Source organism: Candidatus Zixiibacteriota bacterium (genome assembly GCA_020853795.1).
GTDB lineage: Bacteria > Zixibacteria > MSB-5A5 > CAIYYT01 > CAIYYT01 > JADJGC01.
The window spans coordinates 13502-36025 of record JADYYF010000075.1; the positions used below are offsets into that span (position 1 = coordinate 13502).

Annotated in this window: 21 protein-coding genes; 19 read left to right on the plus strand and 2 right to left on the minus strand. The window is 59.5% G+C overall.

The genetic code is table 11. The features are described from left to right. Nucleotides 1-122: 122 nt before the first annotated feature. The gene (locus tag IT585_05795) at nucleotides 123-686 is read right to left on the minus strand and encodes a hypothetical protein (protein ID MCC6962746.1); all 564 of its coding nucleotides are present in this window, start codon (nucleotides 684-686) and stop codon (nucleotides 123-125) included. A gap of 193 nt (nucleotides 687-879) precedes the next feature. Between IT585_05795 and argF the strand changes: the two genes are divergently transcribed. The 5 genes from argF to IT585_05820 all read left to right on the plus strand — a co-directional run bounded on the left by argF (nucleotide 880) and on the right by IT585_05820 (nucleotide 5337). Continuing rightward, nucleotides 880-1800: an ornithine carbamoyltransferase gene (gene argF / locus IT585_05800; GenBank protein MCC6962747.1), complete on the plus strand. Its 921-nt coding sequence runs from the start codon at nucleotides 880-882 to the stop codon at nucleotides 1798-1800. Nucleotides 1801-1821: 21 nt separating this feature from the next. Next, entirely contained in the window at nucleotides 1822-2640 is an 819-nt protein-coding gene (locus IT585_05805; GenBank protein MCC6962748.1) for a hypothetical protein, read from the plus strand. A 349-nt stretch (nucleotides 2641-2989) separates the two neighbouring features. Beyond that, nucleotides 2990-3427: a PaaI family thioesterase gene (locus tag IT585_05810; protein ID MCC6962749.1), complete on the plus strand. Its 438-nt coding sequence runs from the start codon at nucleotides 2990-2992 to the stop codon at nucleotides 3425-3427. Between the two features lie 200 nt (nucleotides 3428-3627). Further along, a complete protein-coding gene (locus IT585_05815) occupies nucleotides 3628-4113 on the plus strand; it encodes a hypothetical protein (GenBank protein ID MCC6962750.1) in 486 nt (161 codons plus the stop codon). Nucleotides 4114-4233: 120 nt separating this feature from the next. Further along, nucleotides 4234-5337, plus strand: coding sequence for a hypothetical protein (locus IT585_05820; GenBank protein MCC6962751.1), 1104 nt, complete (start codon nucleotides 4234-4236; stop codon nucleotides 5335-5337). Nucleotides 5338-5606: 269 nt separating this feature from the next. Here IT585_05820 and rpsT read toward each other — a convergent pair whose 3' ends face one another. After that, complete coding sequence (rpsT, locus tag IT585_05825) at nucleotides 5607-5867, minus strand: 30S ribosomal protein S20 (protein ID MCC6962752.1); 261 nt, start codon at nucleotides 5865-5867, stop codon at nucleotides 5607-5609. A 67-nt stretch (nucleotides 5868-5934) separates the two neighbouring features. Here rpsT and murJ point away from each other — a divergent pair, with 67 nt between their 5' ends. The 14 genes from murJ to IT585_05895 form a co-directional block, all read left to right on the plus strand. Continuing rightward, nucleotides 5935-7515 carry a murein biosynthesis integral membrane protein MurJ gene (gene murJ / locus IT585_05830; GenBank protein MCC6962753.1) on the plus strand — a complete coding sequence of 527 codons (1581 nt, stop codon included), beginning with the start codon at nucleotides 5935-5937 and terminating at the stop codon, nucleotides 7513-7515. 12 nt (nucleotides 7516-7527) lie between these two features. Further along, nucleotides 7528-9720, plus strand: a complete 2193-nt coding sequence (locus tag IT585_05835; GenBank protein ID MCC6962754.1) for a ComEC/Rec2 family competence protein — start codon at nucleotides 7528-7530, stop codon at nucleotides 9718-9720. Nucleotides 9721-9878: 158 nt separating this feature from the next. Next, nucleotides 9879-11069, plus strand: a complete 1191-nt coding sequence (locus IT585_05840; protein ID MCC6962755.1) for a DUF4388 domain-containing protein — start codon at nucleotides 9879-9881, stop codon at nucleotides 11067-11069. Then, entirely contained in the window at nucleotides 11069-11443 is a 375-nt protein-coding gene (locus IT585_05845) for a hypothetical protein (GenBank protein ID MCC6962756.1), read from the plus strand. The genes IT585_05840 and IT585_05845 overlap by 1 nt, the downstream gene beginning before the upstream one ends. Nucleotides 11444-11464: 21 nt before the next feature. Beyond that, entirely contained in the window at nucleotides 11465-12331 is an 867-nt protein-coding gene (locus tag IT585_05850) for a tetratricopeptide repeat protein (GenBank protein ID MCC6962757.1), read from the plus strand. 15 nt (nucleotides 12332-12346) lie between these two features. After that, nucleotides 12347-13297 (plus strand): hypothetical protein, encoded by a 951-nt coding sequence (locus IT585_05855; protein ID MCC6962758.1) that lies wholly within the window; start codon nucleotides 12347-12349, stop codon nucleotides 13295-13297. Next, the gene (locus tag IT585_05860) at nucleotides 13278-13613 is read left to right on the plus strand and encodes a roadblock/LC7 domain-containing protein (GenBank protein ID MCC6962759.1); all 336 of its coding nucleotides are present in this window, start codon (nucleotides 13278-13280) and stop codon (nucleotides 13611-13613) included. Before IT585_05855 ends, IT585_05860 begins: the two co-directional genes overlap by 20 nt. A gap of 31 nt (nucleotides 13614-13644) precedes the next feature. Continuing rightward, nucleotides 13645-14721: a GTPase domain-containing protein gene (locus IT585_05865; GenBank protein ID MCC6962760.1), complete on the plus strand. Its 1077-nt coding sequence runs from the start codon at nucleotides 13645-13647 to the stop codon at nucleotides 14719-14721. A 15-nt stretch (nucleotides 14722-14736) separates the two neighbouring features. After that, entirely contained in the window at nucleotides 14737-15225 is a 489-nt protein-coding gene (locus IT585_05870) for a roadblock/LC7 domain-containing protein (protein MCC6962761.1), read from the plus strand. Nucleotides 15226-15263: 38 nt separating this feature from the next. Further along, nucleotides 15264-16961 carry a type IV-A pilus assembly ATPase PilB gene (gene pilB / locus IT585_05875; protein MCC6962762.1) on the plus strand — a complete coding sequence of 566 codons (1698 nt, stop codon included), beginning with the start codon at nucleotides 15264-15266 and terminating at the stop codon, nucleotides 16959-16961. Nucleotides 16962-17003: 42 nt separating this feature from the next. Next, nucleotides 17004-18086: a type IV pilus twitching motility protein PilT gene (locus IT585_05880; protein ID MCC6962763.1), complete on the plus strand. Its 1083-nt coding sequence runs from the start codon at nucleotides 17004-17006 to the stop codon at nucleotides 18084-18086. A gap of 21 nt (nucleotides 18087-18107) precedes the next feature. Then, nucleotides 18108-19307 (plus strand): type II secretion system F family protein, encoded by a 1200-nt coding sequence (locus IT585_05885; GenBank protein ID MCC6962764.1) that lies wholly within the window; start codon nucleotides 18108-18110, stop codon nucleotides 19305-19307. A 63-nt stretch (nucleotides 19308-19370) separates the two neighbouring features. Further along, nucleotides 19371-21125 carry a PAS domain S-box protein gene (locus tag IT585_05890; protein ID MCC6962765.1) on the plus strand — a complete coding sequence of 585 codons (1755 nt, stop codon included), beginning with the start codon at nucleotides 19371-19373 and terminating at the stop codon, nucleotides 21123-21125. Between the two features lie 106 nt (nucleotides 21126-21231). After that, nucleotides 21232-22524: thioredoxin domain-containing protein (locus tag IT585_05895; protein ID MCC6962766.1), on the plus strand; the 1293-nt coding region annotated here is incomplete at its 3' end.

Below are 22524 nucleotides of genomic sequence, written 5' to 3' on the forward strand. Positions count from 1 at the left end.
AACAGATATTGGACGACAGACACGAATGTCTATCCTACCGGTGCCCCATCGCTTTCTGCCTTCTTGTTAGCGACTGAATCCCCTCTCCGTCTGGGAGAGGGGCAGGGGTGAGGGTTGCCCCTTTACCGCACCACCTTCACATCCCCCAACCCCACCTTCGCAAACACCCGAATCTTCACGTCAGCGCCATCGTAATTGCCGTCCTTATGATCCAAACTCGCGCCGAATCCGTCGCGCTTGTTGGTCAGGATTTCCACGTCGCCGATCCCTGAATTGCCCGTCGCCATCAGCGGAATTCCCGCCGGGACAATCACGTGAATGTCACCGATCCCGAGACTACACTCGACTTTGTTCTCGCCCGTCGCCAGCGTCGTCTGCGTCAGATCCAGATTGATCTCGCCGATCCCTTCCTCGACGTGCAACCCCGCGGAATCAATCGCGCTCGGCCGCAAGTTCACATCGCCGAACGTCTTCTTGAACTGCCGCCCGTCAAACTTCGCGTAGTCGAACACGTGCTGTTTCTCCGGACGAATCTTCTCGACCAACATCCACCCGCCCAGCACGATCAACACCACCGGCCAGTAGGTGCTCACCGCCTCGCCCAGATCGAACTCGAACCAGCGCATGTTGTCCGCCAGAAACAACACCCCGATCAGCAGCAATAGCAATCCCCAGAATATTCGCATAATACCTCCAGTTCAACTACGACCGTCGTATTTCGTAAGTTGCCTTTGGACTCGCTTCGTTCGACCAAAGTCGAACCCACAAACGCAAATTATCGATATGACACCGGTCGGGCACAAGGAAATTCCTTGACTCTCCCCGTGCACCCCGATAGCTTCACCGCGGTTTGATTTTGTATTATTAAGGAGCTTTTTCATGAAAAGAGACTTTCTCGCCGAAACCGACTTCACCACCGCCGAAATCAAGCGGATTTTCGAGCTGTGCGCCCAGATGAAGAACGGTGAGATCGCCCCCAAGCCGTTGGCGGGCAAGACCGTCGGTTGCATCTTCCACAAAGCCTCGTTGCGCACCCGCATCTCCTTCGAGGTCGGCATCAGCGAACTCGGCGGCTCCTCCCTCTATATTACCGAGAAGGAAATCGAGCTGGGCAAGCGCGAGTCGATTTACGATGCCGCCAAGGTACTCTCCCGCTACCTTGGCATGATCACCATTCGTACTTTCGCCCACAGCGACGTCGAGCAACTGGCGCAGCATGCGTCGATTCCCGTGATTAACGCCTTGACCGATTTGCTTCATCCCTGCCAGATTTTTGGCGATGCCTTTACTATTATAGAGAAGAAACAAAAGCTTGAGGGGCTCAAGATTGTTTACCTGGGGGATGGCAACAACATCGCCAACTCCTGGATCAACCTCACCCGCCGCTTCAACTTCCATTTTGTGGTCGGTACCAACCCTAACACCATGCCGGACGAGAACTTGCTTAAGGCCGCCCGGGCCGACAACCTCGGCAAGGTGGAGGTAGTGTACGATCCTAAAGTCGCCGCCCGCGATGCCGATGTAGTCTATACGGATGTGTGGGCGAGCATGGGCCAGAAGCATCTGGCGGAAGAAAAAGCGGCGCTACTCAAAGACTTTCAGGTTAACGACGCGTTGACGAAACTCGCCAAGCCCGATTGTCTCGTGATGCACTGTCTGCCCGCTCTGCGCAACGCCGAGATCACTGACTCGGTGATGGACGGCCCTAACTCGGTTGTTTTCGATCAGGCCGAAAACCGACTCCACATCCAGAAAGCAATCATGCTTGTGTTGATGGATGACAAACGACTGAAGAACTGATTCTTCACAAAGGAGTCACACATGTTGCGCCAAAGTCTGGCCGTCGGACTGTTTCTGGTCCTGGCCGCGACCCTCACGTTTGTCGGTTGTTCCGATGACAATCCGACCAACAGCACCGTCGGCGATCCCAACGCGCCCGCCTTTCAGCCGATGAAAGCCGCGATCGCGCAGGCCGTCGACTCCACTCTCGCGATGTCGCTCAAGTTCGCTTACAAGCCCAATCGCTACCCGTCCGACATCGACTGGGAATGGCCGGCCCTCGGTCCGAACGACTCGCTGCTGTACAACTACGTTGGTGACTGGCACGTCCTCTATCTCGGCCTCAGCACCGCGTTCGACTACAGCTACGTCTATGTCGACTCGGCCCGGTTCTGGGAAGGCACCACCGCCGTCCAGTATTTCCGCTCACCGTATATCACCGGTCTCGATCTGATCCGCCATCAGACCTACACCTATACCGGTAGCGGCGACGACTACACGAACATTTCCAGCTCCCTTGACCTGAGTTTCCGCGACTTGCAGGACCCGACCCGCTACTTCTATGGCGATGCTCAGGTGACGATCGACGACTACTACGTCGAAGGCGGCAGCCAAAAGACCGCGCGGTACGAATTCACCGCCAATGCCGACGACATCACCTACAGCGTTGATCACGCGAATCCCTGGTACGATTCGTATCCGACCGGCGGAACGTTGACCCTCACCGCCGCGGTCGAGCGTGATGACGCCAGCGTCGAGTGGGATATCACGATCGAATTCCAGTCGAACGGTGCGGCGCAGGTGAGTGCCACTGACGGCCACCTGACGTACTCGTATACCTTTACGCCCGAGTACAACTAAGCCGTCCGACCATCGGACCGCCCGCCTTCCGGGCTGTCCTTCTACCACAACGCTTCCGGGGTGTGCTGCTTCCGCCGCACACCCCGCTTCATTTCCGGTCGCACCAGTTCTCCGGCTGCTCCCGACCTGGAATTCCGTCTGCACTGAGATTCCCCCCTCTCCTCCTGGGAGAGGGGTCGGGGGTGAGGGCTTCCGCGCTGCTCGCTCCAGAAACATGACCTCTCTCGCCTCCCGCGGGATCGAGACGAAGTGTATCGCTCGATCATCCGCGCCATCGCCTCAACTGCAGGGGGGCCGGGAGTGAGGGCCCCCCCTTGACCCGCCCGCCCTTCCTTCCTATACTCTCCCAATGGAAAAAGAAGTCGTCCGCTACAACGGCTGCTTCGTCTGCGGCCCCAACAACCCGATCGGCCTCAACCTGAAATTCCTCTTCGACGGCGCCGTCTGCCGCACCGAATTCCACCCCGATGACCGCCACGAGGGCTACAAGGGCATTCTCCACGGCGGCATCCTTGCCGCTATCCTCGACGAGGTCATGATCAAGGCCGCCCTTGCGCTCGATGTCCTTTGCGTCACCGCCTCCATGGAGGTTCGTTTCAAAGCCCCCGCTGATATTCGTTCGACCTACTCCTTCACCGGCCAGATTCTCAGCCATCGCGGTCGGGTGATCGAGACGGAGGGAAAGGCGTTCGACCAGGACGGCACCCTCGTTGCCGAGGCCACCGGCAAGTACATGACCGTCTCTCCTCAGATGAAAGAACGGCTGCGCCAGTCGCTCGATTCCTGACACCGGGCTATGCAGCCGCTTTCGCCTTAAGCGCAATTCGCTTCATTTGCGCCCGGATTCCCTCGACCGCGTCAACTCCCTTGTCGCTCCCCCATACCGAGTCCGGTCAATGATAACGCCTTAAGCGGAACCTCGAATCCGCCCGATCCGGCCGCACAACGGCACGATCCTTGCAAAAGACTCCCTCCGAGGAGACTTTTATGAATTGCTACTTCTACGGCTCGAACCTGCATCCCGAAAAACTCGTGCGCCAGAAGGGCATCATTTCCTTCGCGATCCCTGACTACGGCGTCATGTTCCGCGCCCAGTACGAGGGTAATCGCTACGAATGCGAGTACCAGGCCGGCATCGCCCTGATTCGCTTCCTGCAATTGAATCAGGCCCACTTCGCCGGCAAAGGCGTCAAGCTCCTCACTGACTCGCCGATCGTCGTTTACCAGGTGAATAACAAGCTCGCCGCCGCCGGCAACCTCGAACGCCTGCGCGATATCATCATGTACTATAAGCGCCGCCTCGGTTTCGAGCTGAAATGGATTCCCACCAAGATGAATCGCGCCGAAATGGGGCTCGACGATCTGGCCATTAGTCAGAATACGCCGAAGTTCAATTACGACATCTTTGATGAGAGCACCCGGCGTCGCGAGGCCGCCCAACCCGGCAGCGGCCAGAACTCCAAACTCGTCTGATTTGACGCGCCCGTCCCATCCGATTTTCCGCTTTCAGATTCATCGAAATCGCCGGCTCAAGCGTACAAACCAACAAGAAAACTTGCCGATGATGATAGCATTATGTACATACCGCGCTCTATGAAGGCCACTGCTACTTCTGCTGTATTCTTGATGCTGTTGCTGGCCGTCGCCTCTCTCAAGGCTGAGCAATACCAGGTCGCGCCGGAACTGATCGACACGGTCGATCTCACCGAACATCGCCGTACCTGGGGCGCGCCCGACGGTGCCTTTTTCATTCTCAAGAAATCGGGCGCCGAACTGCGTCAATATCCCGATGTCAACGTGCGCGCCCTTAATCCGCGCGCCAATCAGAAGCTGATTTCGTCCGAGCGCGGCAAATACTACGCGCTGCTCGGCTATGCGAGTTTCTCTCCGAGCGATCTGAAGATTCAATCCATCACGCTCTACGGCGCCTCCGGCGAGCAGATCTGGAGCGTCAAAGATCCCGGCTGCAATTCCTTCATCCTCTGTGACGGTGCTCCGGTAGCGGTAGGTGTTTCCGGCGCCGAGGGCTTGGCGGAATCGCGGCTGCAGTTCTACGGACCGACCGGTGAATTGCGCGGCTCCACTCGCGTGCAGAATTTCTATGCCGGCCAATGGTGTGCCGACGGCGAGTGGTTCTTCGCCATCACCGGCGGCCAGTTGATGCGCTTTGCCCCCAACGGTCAGGATGTCACCTTGATCGGTCCGGCCGCCAAATACTTCGTCGACGCGCGCGGCACCGCCGTCGCAGCCCAGACTGATTCCTTGCTGGCCTTTGTCCTGCCCGGATCAACCTTTGCCCTGCCGCTCCAAATCGCCGACCTGCGCGAAGTCCGTTTCTCTGCCGATGGCGCCCGCGCCGTGATCCTCACCCGCACCGACCTCGAAATTCTTGATCTGGGCACTCGTGAGACGGTAGGGAAGCTGGCGCTGGCAAATTCGCCCTTCCAATTCTTCCATGTGGACGCCGACGCCAACTTCAACTTCTTCATCTGCGGCGTTAACAACTCCGCCGACCTGCCCGACCGTCGCAACACCGCGGGCAAGGTGATGCTGCTCAACGCTTCCGCCGTCCAGCTCTGGGAGGAAACCTTCGGGTATGAAGACTGGTCGGTGCGCTTTCCCGATGTCCGTCTTGACGGCGAGCGCCGCATCTTCTCTGTCCTCACCGCCCACGACCTGTTCATCTACCGCTACTGACCGGACCTCCACTCCCATAACTCCGATGCCGCCACTGACCGAACCTCCGCTCCCGCAACTCCGATACCGCCACTGACCGCCCCGCCGTTCCTGTAGCTCCGACTTCAGTCGGAGACCCGTCTCACAAGCCCCGGTGCCCCACCGCTTGCGGTGGATTCTCGCGCAAAGGATCGCGGTGGGTCTTCCCGCGATGGTCTCCGATGGGTTTCCCCAAACAAAAAGGGCGGTCCCAATCGGGAACCGCCCTCAGCTTGACGCGCGCCGAAAATCTACTGCGGCTGCGCTTTTTTGTTGAGCATTTTCGCCAAACGGCTTTTCTTGCGGGAAGCGGTATTCTTGTGCATGACATTGCGCTTAACCGCTTTGTCGAGCAGGGAAGTCAACTCCGAATACGACTCGGCGTTCGCGCCCGGCCCCTGCTTCACGGCCTTGATGGCCGACCGCAATTCCGATTTCACCGCGCGGTTGCGCTCGCGCGCCACCAATGATTGCTTGTGCCGTTTGACGGCGGACTTATGACGTTTAGCCAATTCTCTGTTCCTCCAGGGTCCTTAACATCAAAGCCTGATAATATAGGCTTCCGGCGATTCTTGTCAATTGGAAACTGACGCCCCCGAAAAAGGCAGCCTGATGCGCTCGGCCGGCATCGTCTCCGCCGCCACCCTCATTTCCCGGGTGCTGGGACTGGTACGCGAACAGGTTACCGCCTATTTGTTCGGTGCCGGCGATCTGGTTGATGCCTTCAAGTCCGCCTTTCGGATCCCCAACCTCCTGCGCGACATGTTTGCGGAAGGCGCCCTTTCCGCTGGTTTCGTCCCGCTCTTCACTCAGAAGCTCCGTTCCGGCGGCCGCGAGGAAGCCATCCGCTTCGCTGGTCTGGTTTTTGGCGCTCTCACTGCCGTGGTCTCGGCGGTCGTGATCTTTATGATCGCCGTCACGCCGCAGATCGCCACTGTCATCGCCGAGGGCTTCGAAAGCGTTCCCGGCAAGCTGGATGCCACGATCGCCATGGCGCGCGTCATGATGCCGTTTCTGCTCCTGGTCTCGCTCGCGGCCATGCTGATGGGCGTCCTCAATTCCCTCGGCAAATTCTTCATCCCGGCGCTGGCGCCCGCACTGATGAACGTCGGCATGATCATCTGCTCGATCGTTCTTGCGCCCTTCGTTGACCCGCCCGTGATGAGTCTGGCGATCGGCGTCCTCGTCGGCGGCGCCATGCAATTTTTCATTCAATACCTGGCGCTGAAAAAAATCGGTTTTCGTTTCCCGCTGATCTTCGATCTGGCCAATCCCGACCTGTATCGACTCCTGCTCTTGATCCTGCCGACCGCCGTTGGTCTGGCCGCCACGCAGATCAATGTTGCCGTCATCACCCGCATTGCCTCCGGCGATTCCGGCGCGGTTTCGTATCTCGATTACGCCTTTCGCTTGCTGCATTTGCCGCTGGGGCTCTTTGCGATCGCCATCGCGACCGTGGCGCTGCCGCGGCTTTCCGGTGAAGCCGCCGCCGGGAATGACGCCGAATTCGGCCGCATCCATTCCAGCGCGCTGCGTCTCGGCCTGTTCCTCAGCCTGCCCGGCACGGTCCTGATGATCCTGCTCGCGCACGAAATCTGCGCCGCCGTCTATCAGTATGGCGCCTTCACCGCCAGTGATGCCGTCAACACCGGCCGCGCGCTGGCGATGTACGGCATCGGCCTGCCGTTCTTCACGCTGGTGCGCATCTCCGTGCCGGCTTTCTATGCCATGCGCGATACCCGCACGCCGGCGCTGGTCTCGATCCTGAGTGTCGCCATCAATATCGTCCTCTGCTTCCAACTGCAGGGTCGCCTCGGTTTTGCCGGACTGGCGTTGGCGGCTTCGCTTGCCGGCCTCGCCAACTTCGCCCTGCTCTCCTTCTTGCTGCACCGCCGTACCGGCCTGGCACATGACGCCGCCTTCTACGGTGCGCTGCTCAAGATCGCCGCGGCCGCCGCCGCCATGGGCGCCGCCGTCTGGGCAACGCGGGAATTCGTCCTTCGGGAACTGATCAAAAGTGATTTGCATCGGCTGCTGCAAGTTGTCATCCTCTGTGCGGTGGCGGCGGCGGTGTTCGTTCTGATGTGCAAAATTCTTAAACTCGAGGAGTGGACGCGCCTGTGGGGCGCGGTTAATCGGAAGCTGTCTCGTCGCAGTTAAAGGAGGCCCAACATGCGCGCGCCCGCGCTCCATGCTCTGCTGCTCTTTGTGGTCGGCATCCTGCTGGCCGCCGCCGTCGAAATCCCGTCACTGGCCTATCTCGGGGTGGCGCTGCTGTCCACCGGCGCGGCTTTGGTTTACACACTTGTCGAACGCTTGATCCTTAGCCGCATTACTCTGGCCGTCGCGCTGGTCGCCTGCGGCGGCTTCCTGACGCGGCAGCAACTGAGCGACTTTCCCTCCAATCACATCTCGCACTTCACCGAGCTGGGCGGCAAAGCCCATATCATCGGCGTCGTCGCCGACGAACCCGACATTCGCCCGACCCGCACCTACCTCGTGGTTGCCGCTGAGTCCCTCAGCTATCGCGATCGAACGATCCCGGTCTCCGGTCGTCTGCGCGTGCGTATCAACGAACCGACCACCGCGTTCAATTATAAGGATCGCGTGGCTTTTGGCGGTTTCATCGGAACTCCCAGCGCCGCCCGCAATCCCGGCGCCTTTGATTACCGCCACTATTTGGGCAGCCGCGGTATTCATGCTGTCTGCTATCTCGCCGCCGACGATCGCGTCGAGCTGCTTGCTTCCGGTGCCGGCGAGCCCTTTATCCGCTCGATTGTCGTGCCGGTGCGCGACTACATCATTCGCACTTATGAACGCTACCTGAGTGTCGAGCACGCTGCGCTCTTGCGCGGTTTCTTGATCGGTGACGTTCGTTTCATTCCCGAGTCCGTCCACAACCGCTTCCAGGACACCGGCACCCTGCACGTGCTGGCCGCTTCCGGTTCGAATGTCGGCTATGTTCTCGCCACGATCTTCCTGATCCTGCGACCGTTGCGCTTGCGCCGACCCTATCGCTACTTGCCCGCGCTCGTCGGCGTGGTCATTTTCTCCTTTCTCGCCTTCAATCAACCCTCCGTCGTCCGCGCTTCCGTGATGGCGATCGTCGCCTTGGTCGGCATGATGGCGCACCGCGACAATAATTGGCTCAACTCGGTCAGTGTTGCCGGCCTGATTATCCTCGCCTTTCGCCCGCTGTACCTGTTTGATCTCGGCACGCAATTGTCTTTTGCCGCCGCGATCGCTCTGATTCTCTTCATGCCGGCCTGCGAACCGTGGCTGCCGCAAGGGAAGTCGTGGCCCGTCAAACTCGCCCGCTACCTGCTTATTCTCCTTCTCGGCAGCATCATTGCCCAGCTCGGTGTGGTGCCGATCCTGCTCCATAACTTCCATACTGTGCCGCTGGTAAGCTTTCTGGCCAATCTCGTGATCGTCCCGCTTGTCGGCATCATCACCATGCTTGGTATCATCCTTATTTTTCTCTCGCCGATTACATTCGTTGCAACCGTTGTCGGTGCCGCCCTCAATCATGCCATGGACTTCCTCGGCTCGGCGCTGACAGTTTTCGACAGCCTGCCGATCCCGCCGCTGCGTCTCGGCGCGCCGTCTCTGTCGATGATCTTTGCATACTACTTGACTCTTCTTCTGCTGCTGGCGCTTCTCAAGAAAAGTAAGTCCGCCGTTGCCTTCGTCTGGCTGCTTCTGATTGCCCTCAACCTCGGCCTCTGGAGCGCCGCGATCGGTGGAGAAGCCGCCCAGTCGCGGGTAACTTTCCTCGATGCCGCCAAACTGCCGACGCTCGTCGTCGAGACTCCCGGCCACGCTCCAACCTTGATCAACGCCGGCACGGTCGAACGCGGATTCGACGCCGGTGAGGCGATCGTCCTGCCGTTCCTGCGCTATCGCGGCATCACGCAGGTGCAGCACGCGTACGTCACGAGCACCGAGTCGCACGCCAGGGACGCCCTTGCTTCCGTTCTGTGCGGCTTGTATCGGCGCTCGCCGATCCCGATCATTGAGCCGCGTGACCCCATCATCCGCCTCGAATTCGACTCACTCCGCTTTTTGCTCATTACCGCCAATCTTCCTGTGCAACAATTGCACAAGTTCGTTGAACGGGTCGATGTTCTCGGCTTGGACTGGCGGCTTCTGAACAATCCGGCCACCGGCGATTTCGTCCGTCGCCTGCAGCCAGCCATCGTCGTAATCCTCAACTATTTCAGCCGTTACGGCGGTGAGGCTGCGCTCACGTCGTTCCGTCTCGCCCACCCGCATTGTCGTGTCTGGAGTACCTTTGAATCCGGCGCCCTTCAATTGATTGTCGCTCACGGTACCGTCCGGGTATTGCCGATGGCCAATACTTAGCCCGACAAAACACTTACACCGCTTCAACATCACATTCCGGATTGGCAATTCACCCTTAAGAATCCCGACCCACCTCCCGATAATGAATATGAAGTAAACCCTGCGGCGAATTGTGTCCGCAGCGAGTTAATTTTTGAACAGTCTAACAAGCTGAGATCATGAGTTTTACCGGCAATCTCCAAACGGTGGCGTTTCCCGATTTGCTCCAGTTGTTCTCTGCGGGCAAGAAAACCGGCACCGTAACCATCATTCGCGGCAATATCCGCAAAGAGATTGTCTTCAAGGAAGGCAACATCATCAGCGCCAGCTCGCAGGATGCGGAAGAGGACTACCTCGGCCAAATCGTGCTCAAGAGCGGCCGCATCACCAAGACTGACCTCCAGCGCGCCGTCTATATGCACAAGACGTCGGGCAAGAAGATCGGCCAAGTCCTGGTTGAGATGAAGCTGCTGAACCGCGAAGAACTCGGCCTCCTTCTCAAACAGCAGGTGGAAGAGATCATCTACAACCTTTTCAGTTGGAAAGAGGGCGAGTTCATTTTTAAGGAAGGCCAGCTGCCCGCCTCGCGCGAAGGTCTCGTTGAACTGAACACCATGAACATCATCATGGAAGGCACGCGCCGCATCGACGAGTGGGTCGAAATCCAGAAGGTGATGCCATCCGACCACCAGATTCTACGTGTCGCCGGTACGCCGCAGATCAAGTCCGACGAAGTCACCATCTCGCTCGACGAATTCCGCGTCCTGACTTTGATCGACGGCACCCGTACCGTGCAGGACATCCTCTCGCAGTCGCCGCTCGGCGATTTCGCCACCTCGCGCGCCGTCTATAAGCTCCTGCTCGGCAAGCTGGTGGAAGTCGCCGGCGCCAAGGAAGCGGAAGTGGCCGACCCGCGCGAAGAGGACTCGCTCTTCTGGCTGTTGTTGCGCGTCTACGCCGCCGCGTTCAGCACCGTCCAGCGTACGCTCGAAAAGAAACTCGGCACCGAGAACGAGAAGGTGCAGGTGACCCTCGCCAATTTCCGCAAGGGCATCTGGCAGTACTTCAACGGTGTCAGTCACGCCGATTTCCCGACGAATTTCGAAGCCCTCAAACGCGCGCTGGCCAAGACACCGAAGGAAACCCGCACGCTGAAACTGATCAGCGGCTTGAACCAGATTCTCGAAGAACAGCTCGCCTACGTCTACAACTACCTCGGCATCGAAATCCGCAAGCAGGTCGCGGCCGATATCAAGAAGGAAATCGCCCTGCCGCTGGCCGAGCGCCGCGAAATCGACAAGAAGTACGACGTCGGCAACGAACTGTACCGGATCCTGAAGGAAGTGAAAGTGACCAAGGAGGTCCTGTGATGCGCCTGAACCACACGGCCGGGCTGAGCCTGCTCGCCCTCGTGATCTTGCCCTTCACCGGCGCGGCGGCGCAGACCGCTCCCGGCGAGTCCTCGGCGGTTGCCGTGGCGGTGGATATTCTGCTGCTGATCGCCGGGTTGCTCTGCTTCTCGATGTGCATGAAGATTTTCGCCCTGCTGAAAGGCGGGGAATTGTCGCCCGGCTGGCAGTTGCTGTCGGTCTCGTTCCTGATCTTCTCGATCGGCCAGGCCCTCAGCATCTCGCTCGAACTCGACTTCTTGTCGCTGCCCCAGGGCGCCGTCAGTGCGCTGCAGGTGCTGGCCCTGTTTATGATCGTGATGGGCGTCGCCCGCATCAAGAAGAGTTTGACCTAACCCCAATCCGTGAAGGTCTCTATGATGGAATCAGCAAGTCTGGCAGAGCGGATCGAAAAGTGCGAGCGGATTCTCAAGGAGAATTCGAACTCCCAGGTGTTCGCTGCGCTCGCCGACGCTTACCGGGCTAACGGCGATCTCGACCAGGCGTTCCGCGTCTGTCGGCAAGGCCTGCGCGTCCATCCGACTTATGGGCCCGGCCACCTGGTGATGGCTCGCATCAGCTTCGAGCGCAAAATGTTCGATTGGGCCGAACAGGAACTGGCCGAAGCCGTCGCCCTCGACGGCGAAACCCGCGCTACCTCGCAACTCCGCGTCGAAATCCAGATCGCCAAAAGCAACTTCGGCGAAGCGGAATTGGAGATCAAGAAACTCCGTGCCACCGGCACGAACCCGCTCCTGATTCAGGACCTGCAGCAGCGCCTGGAAAAAGCCAAGAAGGAAGCGCGCCGCCGCCGCAACGAGCAGGCGCCCGCCGTCGGCTTTGCCGCCCCGACCTCCTCGCTGCCGCCGTCGCCGCCGACCAAAGTGCAGGAACCGCCGCTGACCTTAAGCCAGATGATGGATTGTGTCAGCGACTTCCCCAATGTCACCAGCGTCGTCTGCGCCAATCACGACGGCACTGCCGTCGATCACCGCGGCGCGCCGGCGCAGTCCCCCGGGGAAATCGCCGCCTTCGGCATCGAAATGTGCCGCAATACGCAGACCGACGGCGCCCGGCAGGTGCTGGGCGAAGCTCAACAAATCGTCGTGGAAACTCAGGACGCCACCATCGTGATCGTGCGCCTCAGCCGGTACGATCTCGTCCTGATGTGTGATAAGGATGTCAACCTGGGCTCGATGCGTCTCAAGCTGGATGAGATCATCGACCGCCTCCGGATTGAATAGAGTTGAGAGGATGCTATGGCTTTGACGATCAGGGATGTTCGGCACTTGGTTCTGTTCCTGCTGATTCTCGCGGCACTGCCGATGCTGGTCTATCCCAATACCCTCGGCTTCGGGATTGGGTTGACCGGTTGGTCTTACGTCGCCGGCGAGCTGCTGTTCTTTCTGGCGGTCAGCATGATCTTCAACCGCGATACCTCGCTCACCCGTGGCGCTGCCGCCGCCGTCTTAATCTGGGCCGGCCGCATCGCCATGTCCGGCGTCTTCTGCCTCTTCTTGATGGGCATGGAGCGCGTGGCGCCGGCCGCCGCTTGGAGCGATGCGTATCTCGAATTTCCGCCGGCCGTCTACCTGTTTACACTCACCGCTCCGTTTGTCTTCAACTCGACCGTGAGGTCCATCATGGCTAAAAAACGCCGCGTCCGCAAGCACACCAGCGAACGCATCATCATCGACGGCGCCGCGCGCGCCACGACGATGACGACGCCGTCCGCCCCGGTGCCGCGCGACTATTCCGTCACCGCCGTACCGCAACCGCGACCGACGGCGGAATTCCTCGAACGCACGTTCCAGCACGCCGTCCAGCACGTCGGCGAATATTCCGGCGTCCTCTGCGCCATGCTGATCGACGGGGAGGGCCTGCCGGTTGCCGGCTGGAGCCGCGGCCGCTATGACCAGGAAATGTGGAGCGCGCTCGCGCGCAAAATCGTCGACGATGTCAACCGCACCTGCGCCCAGGGCGGCACCGTCCATCCCCAAACCCTCGAGTTCAAAACCGGCCAGGAGCGCTTCTATCTCCAACGCGTCGCCGATATGTGGCTCCTCTCCATCGCTGACGCCGCCTCGGACGAACTCGAAAAAATCCGCGTGCACCAGGCGGTCGATATGGTGCTGCGCCATCTTCAGGATCGTTACAGAAATCTCTATATGAGCGAAGCAGGGAGAAGTTATGCGGGAAGTACTGTCTGAACTGAATAAGACCTCCGGGATCACCGGCAGCATGCTCGTCGGGCACGACGGCATCGTCATCGCCGCCGATCTCAACAGCAAATTCGACAACGAAACCATCGGCGCCCTGGCCGGGTCGATCAGTTCCACCGTGGCCAAGAGCCTCGAACGGCTCCAGCAGACGCCGCTGAAACAACTGACCATCGAAGCGGATGAGGCCAAAATGTTCATCGCGGCCACCCCGGTCGGCTATCTCGTAGTGACCGCCGAACCGCGCGTCAACATCGGTCTCGTTCGTCTCGAAATCAAGAATGCGATCACGCAGATCAGTCTGTAAGGCCACGGCAGGGAGACTCTAGGAGACTCTAATGGTATCAATCAACTACGCGAGCCGGGAAGTCAGCTGCAAGATTGTCTACTACGGCCCCGGCTTGTCGGGCAAGACGACCAACCTGCAATATGTCCACGCCAAGGTGCCGAAGAAAACCCGCGGCGATCTCATCAGTCTGGCCACGGATGCCGATCGCACGCTCTATTTCGACTTTCTCCCGATCAACATCGGCGCCATTAACGGCTTCGCCACCAAGTTCCAGCTCTATACCGTGCCGGGACAAGTCTTCTATAACGCGACCCGCAAGCTCGTGCTCCGCGGCGTCGACGGCGTCGTCTTCGTCGCCGATTCCCAGCGCTCCAAGAAAGACGAGAACATCGAATCGCTGAATAACCTCAAGGAGAACCTCGTCGAATACGGCTACGACCTCAACACCTTGCCGATCGTGCTCCAGTACAACAAGCGCGATTTGCCGGAGGTGATGTCGGTCGCCGAACTGCAGGCCGATCTCAACTGGAATAACCTGCCGTTCTTCGAGGCCTCCGCCGTTAAGGGTGTCGGCGTCTTCGATACGCTGAAACTGATTACCAAGCTGGTGCTCAATAAAGCCAAGAAGGGCGATGACTCGTCCACCGCCGGCGCCGAGGATGCCGAACCTGCGACCGCCTATCCGGCCGGCCCGCAGTCGTCCGGCCCGCCATCACCGGCCGCCCCGGAGCCGGAACCGGCCTACGAACGCGTCGCCGCAACGGCCGTCGCGCCCCCCGCGACCGAAACGGTGCCGCGCCGCGTTGAGGTGCAGGCACCGCCCGAAGAGGAAGAGTGGGCCCTGGCGCGCCCGGCGGCGACCGCCGCTGCGGCAGTTGCGCCCAAGCCGCACAAGCCGACCATCGCGGAAATCGAATCGCATCTGCAGCCCATCGGCAATGACGATTTCAACGCCTTGAAAATGGATAAACCCGCGGCTGCCAGAGCTGCCGCGGAAGCGCCTGCGACCGACTACGCCGAAACCTTCGAGGTGCCCAAGGTCGTCGGCATGCAGCGCAGCACCCGCGTGAAAAAGAAAAAGAAAGTATTCTTCTTATTCCGCTGGTTCAGCCGGGATAAGGATTAGTCAGGAGGTCTGAAAGTGGCTGGCGACAAACTCATTGTCTACTGGGACGACACCGAGAAAATCGATGCGGTGATGACCCGGCTTCTGAAAGGTTCGGAAGCTAAGTGCGCCCTTCTGGTCGATAAGGATGGTCATCTTATCGCCCGACACGGCTTCACCCAATCCCTCGACACCACCGCGCTCTCGGCGCTCATGGCGGGCAGCTTTGCCTCCACCGCCGAAATCGCCAAGCTGGTGGGTGAACCGGAATTCTCCGTCCTCTTCCACCAGGGACGCAAAGACCATATTCACATGGGCATCGTCGGCGACCGCTCGATTTTGGCGGTCATCTTCGACGATCGCACCACCATCGGCATGGTTCGGCTCTACGCCAAGGAAGCGGCCGAAGAATTGCAGAAAATCTTCGAAACCGTCCTGCGCAAGGTCAACAGCACCGACCAGGGCCTGTCCGAAGAATTCACCGCCTCGGCGGAAAATAAACTGGAGGATATCTTCCGCGAATAGCTGCGGCCGGAATCGCAGCGGCAGCACCAGGAAGGACTATGCCGAGCTCTAAAGAATTAGGGACAATGCTCGTCGACGCCGGCAAGATCACCGGCGACCAGCTCACCAAGGCCCTCGCCCTGGTGGAGCAGGGCAAGGGCCGCATCGAACAGGTCCTCGTGCAGATCGGCGCTGTGCCGGATGAAGAAGATATCACCAACTTCATCGGCAAACAGCTCAACATCGGCGCGATCCGCCTCTCCGATCTCGAGCTCAATCCCGATATCGTCAAGCTGATCCCCAACGACATTGCCCGCAAGTTCAATGTCATTGCGGTCAGCAAACTCGGCAAAACCCTGGTCGTCGCAATCAGCGATCCCAACAATATCTATGTGCTCGATGCGATCAAATTCATCACCGGCTGCACCGTGCAACCGGTTATCTCGCCCGAACCCGCCATCCAGAAGGCGGTCGAGCACTACTATTCCAATTCCTCGCAGTACACCGAAATTCTCAAGGGCCTCGAAGATTCCGAAATCGAGGTCATTACCGCGGGCGACGATGATATCAACGTCATGGAGCTGCAATCGGCGGTGCAGGACAAACCGCTGGTCAAGCTCGTCGACTCGATTATCGCCGAAGCCGTCCGCAAGGGCGCCTCGGATATTCACATCGAAACCTATGAGAAGCGGCTGCGCCTGCGCTACCGCATCGACGGCGATTTGATCGAAATGGCGCCGCTCCCCTTCAAGTACCGCGCGGCCATCGTCAGCCGCGTCAAGATCATGGCCGATCTCGATATTTCCGAGCGCCGTTTACCCCAGGACGGACGCATCAAAATCAAAATCAGCGACCGCGCGATTGACCTCCGCGTATCGGTCCTGCCGACCATCTTCGGCGAAAAAGTCGTGATGCGTATTCTCGACCCGAAAGCCCTGATGCACGATCTCACCCATCTCGGCTTCCCGGAACTCTCGCTCAAGAAATTCGACAAGGCGATTCACCTGCCGTACGGCATTATCCTCGTCACCGGCCCGACCGGTTCCGGTAAGACGACGACCCTGTACTCGGCGCTCAAGGCAATCAACACCGTCGACGTCAACATCATGACCGCCGAAGACCCGGTCGAATTCAACTTCGAAGGCATCAACCAGGTCGCGGTCAAGCCCGATATCGGCCTGACCTTCGCCGCCGCGCTCCGGTCGTTCCTGCGCCAGGACCCGGATATCGTCATGGTCGGCGAAATCCGCGACGGCGAAACCGCCGAAATCGCCATCCGCGCTTCGCTCACCGGGCACCTGGTTTTCAGCACCCTGCACACGAACGATGCGCCCTCGTCGATCAACCGTCTGATCGACATGGGCATTCCCAATTACCTCGTCGCTTCTGCCGCCAAGTTGATCATGGCCCAGCGTATGGTGCGCAAGATCTGTAAGCGCTGTCGCGAAGAGGTCAAGACTGAATCGGAAGTCCTCTTGCGCCTGGGTGTGCCCGAGGCCGAAATCAAGGGCTTCAAGGTCTACGAGGGCAAAGGCTGCTCCGAATGCAACAACACCGGTCTCGCCGGACGAACCGGATTATTCGAAGTGATGGAAATCACTCCCGAAGTCGAGCGCCTCATCCTCGAGAATGCGCCGACCCCGGACATTCAGGCCCAGGCCATCAAGGAAGGCATGCATACGCTGCGCATGGCCGGCATCGAAAAAGTTAAACTCGGCGTCACGACCATCGAACAGGTCCTGGGCGAGACGTCATAGCGCCGCTGACACGGAAAGAGATTCAGAACTGAGGATATTGCCATGATTAACTTGCGCGAATTGCTCGAGATCCTGCTCGAACGGAAAGGCTCCGACCTGCACCTGTCGGTCGGCTCGCCGCCCCAGGTCCGCGTCGACGGCCGCCTGATTCCACTCGACATGGACGTGCTGACGCCGGAAACCACCAAGAAGCTGGCCTACAGCATGATGTCCGAAAAGCAGAAACAGCGCTTCGAGGAAAACAACGAACTCGATATGTCGTTCGGCATCGAGAATATGAGCCGCTTCCGCGTCAACGTCTATATGCAGCGCGGCAATATCTCCGTCGCCCTGCGCCAGATTCCGTTCAAGGTGCCGACCTTCGAAGAACTCGGCATCGACAAAACCATCGTTGAATTCGCCAACGTTCCCAAAGGCCTTGTCCTGATCACCGGGCCGACCGGTTCCGGTAAGTCGACGACCCTGGCGGCGCTGATCGACAAGATCAATCGCGAACGCAAGGCGCATATCCTGACCGTCGAAGATCCGATCGAATACTTGCACCGCCACCAAAGTTGTCTGGTCAACCAGCGCGAAGTCGGTGCCGATACCCGCTCCTTTGCGGCGGCGCTCAAGTACGCGCTGCGGCAGGACCCCGACGTTGTCCTGATCGGCGAAATGCGCGACCTCGAGACCGTGTCCGAGGCGCTCAACATTTCCGAGACCGGCCATCTGACCTTCGCCACCTTGCACACCAACTCCTGCGCGGAAACCATCAACCGTGTCATCGACGTCTTCCCGGTTAACCAGCAGGAGCAGATTCGCGTGACGCTCTCCTTCGTGCTGCAAGGTGTCGTGTCGCAGCAGCTGGTGCCGCGCATCGGCGGCGGCCGCGTCCTGGCCACCGAAATCATGGTCTGCACGCCCGCCATCCGCGCCCTGATTCGCGACGATAAGATTCACCAGATCTATAGCATGCTGCAATCCGGCCAGAAGTACGGCATGAAGACGATGAACATGTCGCTGGCCGAACTCTACCTGGCGCGTAAGATCACGATCGGCGAGGCGATGTCCCGTTCGTCCAACGTGCAGGAACTCAACGAAATCCTCTCGCGCGTGCAGACGGTCGCGGAAGTGCATCGTTAACGAAGATAACTGGAGGTTGTTATGCCGGTTTTTGAATACAAAGGCAAGACGGTCACCGGTTCGCAGGTCGAAGGCGAACTGAAAGTCAAAGACCGCGCCGAACTCGATCGCATTCTGCGCCGCAACAAGATCCTGGTCGACAAGGTTTCCAAGAAGCCGTCGCAGATCCAGATCAAGATCGGCTCGGGCATTAAGAAAGTGCACATCTCCCGCTTCACGCGCCAGTTCGCGACCATGATCGGCGCCGGTCTCCCGATGGTGCAGTGCCTGGATATTCTCTCCAAGCAGATGGATTCCCAGGAATTCTGCAAGATCATCGGCGACATCAAGGACGCCGTCTCATCCGGTTCGACGCTCTCGGAGGCGATGGGCAAGCATAAAAAGGTCTTCGACGAGCTCTACGTTAACATGGTCGAGGCCGGCGAAATGGGCGGCGCCCTCGACACGATTCTCGTCCGCCTCGCCAACTATCGCGAAAAAGCCGACGCGCTGACCCGCAAGGTCAAGGGCGCTCTGGTCTATCCGGCGATTGTGTCGCTGGTCGCGACCGGCGTGACGATCGCGATGTTGACCTTTATCGTGCCGATCTTCGCCAAGATGTTCGCCAATCTCGGCGCCGAGCTGCCCGGCCCGACCCAGTTCGTGCTCGGCATCTCGCATTTTTTGCAGAACTATTTCCTGGTGATCCTCGGCGCGCTGGTACTGCTCTTCGTCGGCTTCAAGATCATGATGCGCAACGAAGAAGGCCGCTTCCAGTTCGACAAGTTTATGCTCAGGACCCCGGTCTTCGGCGACCTGATCCGCAAATCCGCGGTTGCGCGCTTCACCCGCACCCTCGGCACGCTGATCCAGTCCGGCGTCACCATTCTCGACGCCCTCGAAATCACCGCCAAAACCGCGGGTAACAAGGTACTCCAGCGGGCGATCAAGAAATCGGTGCTGTCGATCGCCGAAGGCGATACCATCACCAACCCGCTGAAGGAATCGGGCGTGTTTCCGCCGATGGTGATCCAGATGATTGGCGTCGGTGAAAAAACTGGCGGTCTCGACGAAATGCTGTCCAAGATCGCCGACTTCTACGATGAGGAAGTTGATGCGGCTGTCAGCGCCCTGACCTCGATGATCGAACCGATCATCATCGTCTTTATGGGTATCGTGATCGGCGGCATCCTGATCGCCATGTACTTGCCGATGTTCGACATTATTGGCAAGATCAACTAAGCGTCCGTTCGGCAGACAACCTTCGACAGAGGCCACCTCCGCTTGAGCGGAGGTGGCTTCTTCATGACGATGAAACAGCGTAAGAAAAAGCTCAAGGAAGAGTTGCGCAGCTTCTGGTTTATCCCGCTGCGCCTCTCGATCTTCCTGTTGCTCTTCGGCGCCGTCGTCCTCAACGAAAGCACCCAGCGCCAGAATTTCTGGCCGTTCCTGCTTTACTCGCTGGCCACGCTGCTGTTCCTGCTCGTCATCGAGATCGACGCCCGCTTCTTCCGCCCCGGCTTCCTGCGGACAATCATTTTCGTTCACTTCGCCTTCGAACTGCTCGCCGAGGGCGCCATTATCCAGAGCGCCGGCCAGTTGACGGTGCAGTATTCCATCCTGTTCCTGCTCACCATCGTCTCGGCCAGCCTGATCTACAAGCTCGTCGGGACGATCACCATCGCCACGCTGGCGTCGCTGACCTACGCCTTCACCTCCAGCCTCAATCGGCTCTTTGAGAAAGGCGAGGCCATCTCCTTCGACACCTTCCGCATCACCGTGCAGGGCAATGACGACGTCTTCTACGCCATCTTCATCCACGTCTGCACCTTCTACCTGGTCGCCTTTATCTCCGGCTTCCTCGCGCAAAAACTTCGCGCCAAGGAAGGCGAACTGACGCACGCTTCGGAAGAACTTGAGCGCGTTCAGCTCGACACGGACGACATTCTGCAAAATCTCCATTCCGGTCTCGTCACCGTCGATGCCGCCGGCCGCATCGTCTATTTCAACCGCGCCGCCGAGAATATCCTCGGCTATCGCGGCATCGATGTGAAAGGGAAGAGCTTTCTGGAGGTCTTCAATCACTCCATGCCCGACTTTTGCGAGCGCGTGCTTTCGGTACTGAAGCTGGCCAAGCCGAATGTGCGCACCGAGGTGGAAATCGTCGGCAAGAATGGCCGGCGCCTGCCGCTCGGCCTCTCCGCCTCGATCCTCGGCGATGAACGCATCGGCCTCCGCGGCGTCGTCGCCGTCTTCCAGGACCTCACCGCCGCCAAGGAGATGGAACAAGCGCTGATCAAGGCGGACCGCCTCGCCGCCGTCGGTGAACTTTCGGCCCGCATCGCCCACGAAATTCGTAACCCGCTGGCCTCGATCTCCGGCTCGGTGGAAGTCCTCAAGAACGAAATCGCCTTGCAGGACGACAACGCCCGCCTGATGCAGTTGATCGTGAAAGAATCGGAGCGACTGTCGCGAATACTCAACGATTTCCTCAGCTACGCCCGCACCGGTCCCGGTCGCTCGGCCAAGATCGAAATTGTCTCGGTCGCCGGCGAGGTCGTCGAACTGCTGCGTCATGACCCGCGCGTGCCGGCCGGCGTCAAGTTCGAATTCGTCACCGCGCAACCGACCGACTACGTCATCGGCGACGAAGATCAGATCCGCCAGGTCTTGCTCAATATCCTGACCAATGCCGTCGATGCCGTCGCCCCCGATGACGGCCGCATCATCGTGAAAGTCGGCCTCCACGCCGAGCGGGTGGAATTTCCCGCTGGCGACTGGCTCAGCCTCGTCATCACCGACAACGGCTGCGGTATCAGCCACGACGTCAAAGACAAACTCTTTGAACCGTTTTTTTCCCGCAAGAAGGGCGGCACCGGTCTTGGCTTGGCGATCGTTAAACGCTGCGTCGACAACATGAAAGGCCACATCGAAATCGAATCGGCGCCCGGCGCCGGTGCCAAGTTCATCCTCTATCTCCGCCGCTACCAGCTTGCCCGTGACGAAGACCTCGCTGCACCCGCTCCCGCCGAGACTCGCGCCACCGCCCTGCGATCATAGCAATTCAACTTCTTCTCGGTAGGTTAGACATTCCTGTCTGACACTCTTCGCCGCCTCATACATTCCTCCCATTCGTATCCACGGCCGGACGTATCAATTGGAGACTATGCCGGAACACACCAACCGCCTGATTCACGAAACCTCACCCTACCTGCTCCAGCACGCGCACAACCCCGTCGACTGGTACCCTTGGGGCGAGGAGGCCTTCGCCAAAGCCCGCACCGAGGACAGACCGATCTTTCTCTCGATCGGCTACTCCGCCTGCCATTGGTGCCACGTGATGGAGCGCGAGTGCTTCGATAATGAAATCATCGCGGCTCTCATGAATCGGCTCTTCGTCAATATCAAGGTCGATCGCGAAGTGCGTCCCGACCTCGACGATCTCTACATGACCTTCGTGCAGATGACCACCGGCTCCGGTGGCTGGCCGATGTCGGTCTGGCTCACTCCCGACGGCCGCCCTTTTTTCGGCGGTACTTATTTTCCGCCCGAGGACGCCCACGGTCGCCGCGGCTTTCCTGCAATTCTACACGCCGTCGCCGACGCCTGGCGCACCGAGCGCGACAAGATCATCGCCGGCAGTGAGGAAGTCGTCGCACATCTTAAGGCGGCGAGCGCCTTGCCCGCGGGCGGCGCCAAACTGAACGCTACGACTGTCGCCACGGCCGTTCATCAGCTGCTCGAGCGCTTTGATCCCGTCGAGGGCGGCTTCGGCAATGCCCCCAAGTTCCCGCCCAGCTTCGCGCTCTCGCTCATGCTGCGTCGCAATCGTCGTGACAGCGAACCGCGCATCCTCCACGCCGTCAGACTGACACTCAACAAGATGGCGAGCGGCGGTATCTACGACCACCTCGGTGGTGGCTTCCATCGCTACTCGGTTGACAACATGTGGCTGGTGCCGCACTTCGAAAAGATGCTCTATGACAACGCCCTGCTTGCCGTCGCCTACGCCGATGCCTGGCAGGTCACGCATGACGATCGCTTCCGGACCATCGTCACCGAGATTCTCGACTACGGACTGCGCGACCTGGCCGATCCCGCCGGCGGTTTCCACTCTGCCGAGGATGCCGACAGCGATGGGGAAGAGGGCAAGTTCTACGTCTGGACTGAATCGGAAATCATGGAGGCCTTGGGTGCGACCGACGGCCATCTCTTCTGCGATTACTACGGCGTCGATCGTCGCGGCAACTTCGAACATCAGCGCTCGGTACTGAACATCCGCAGCGATCCGTACGAATTCGCCCCGCGCTACAATTACTCGGTCGAGTCGCTGACCGATCACCTGCGCAAACTGCGCGGCCGCCTGCTCGAACACCGCGACCGTCGCAACCGCCCATTCAAGGATGATAAGGTTCTGACCGAGTGGAATGGCCTGATGCTTTCCGCCCTCGCCCGCGGC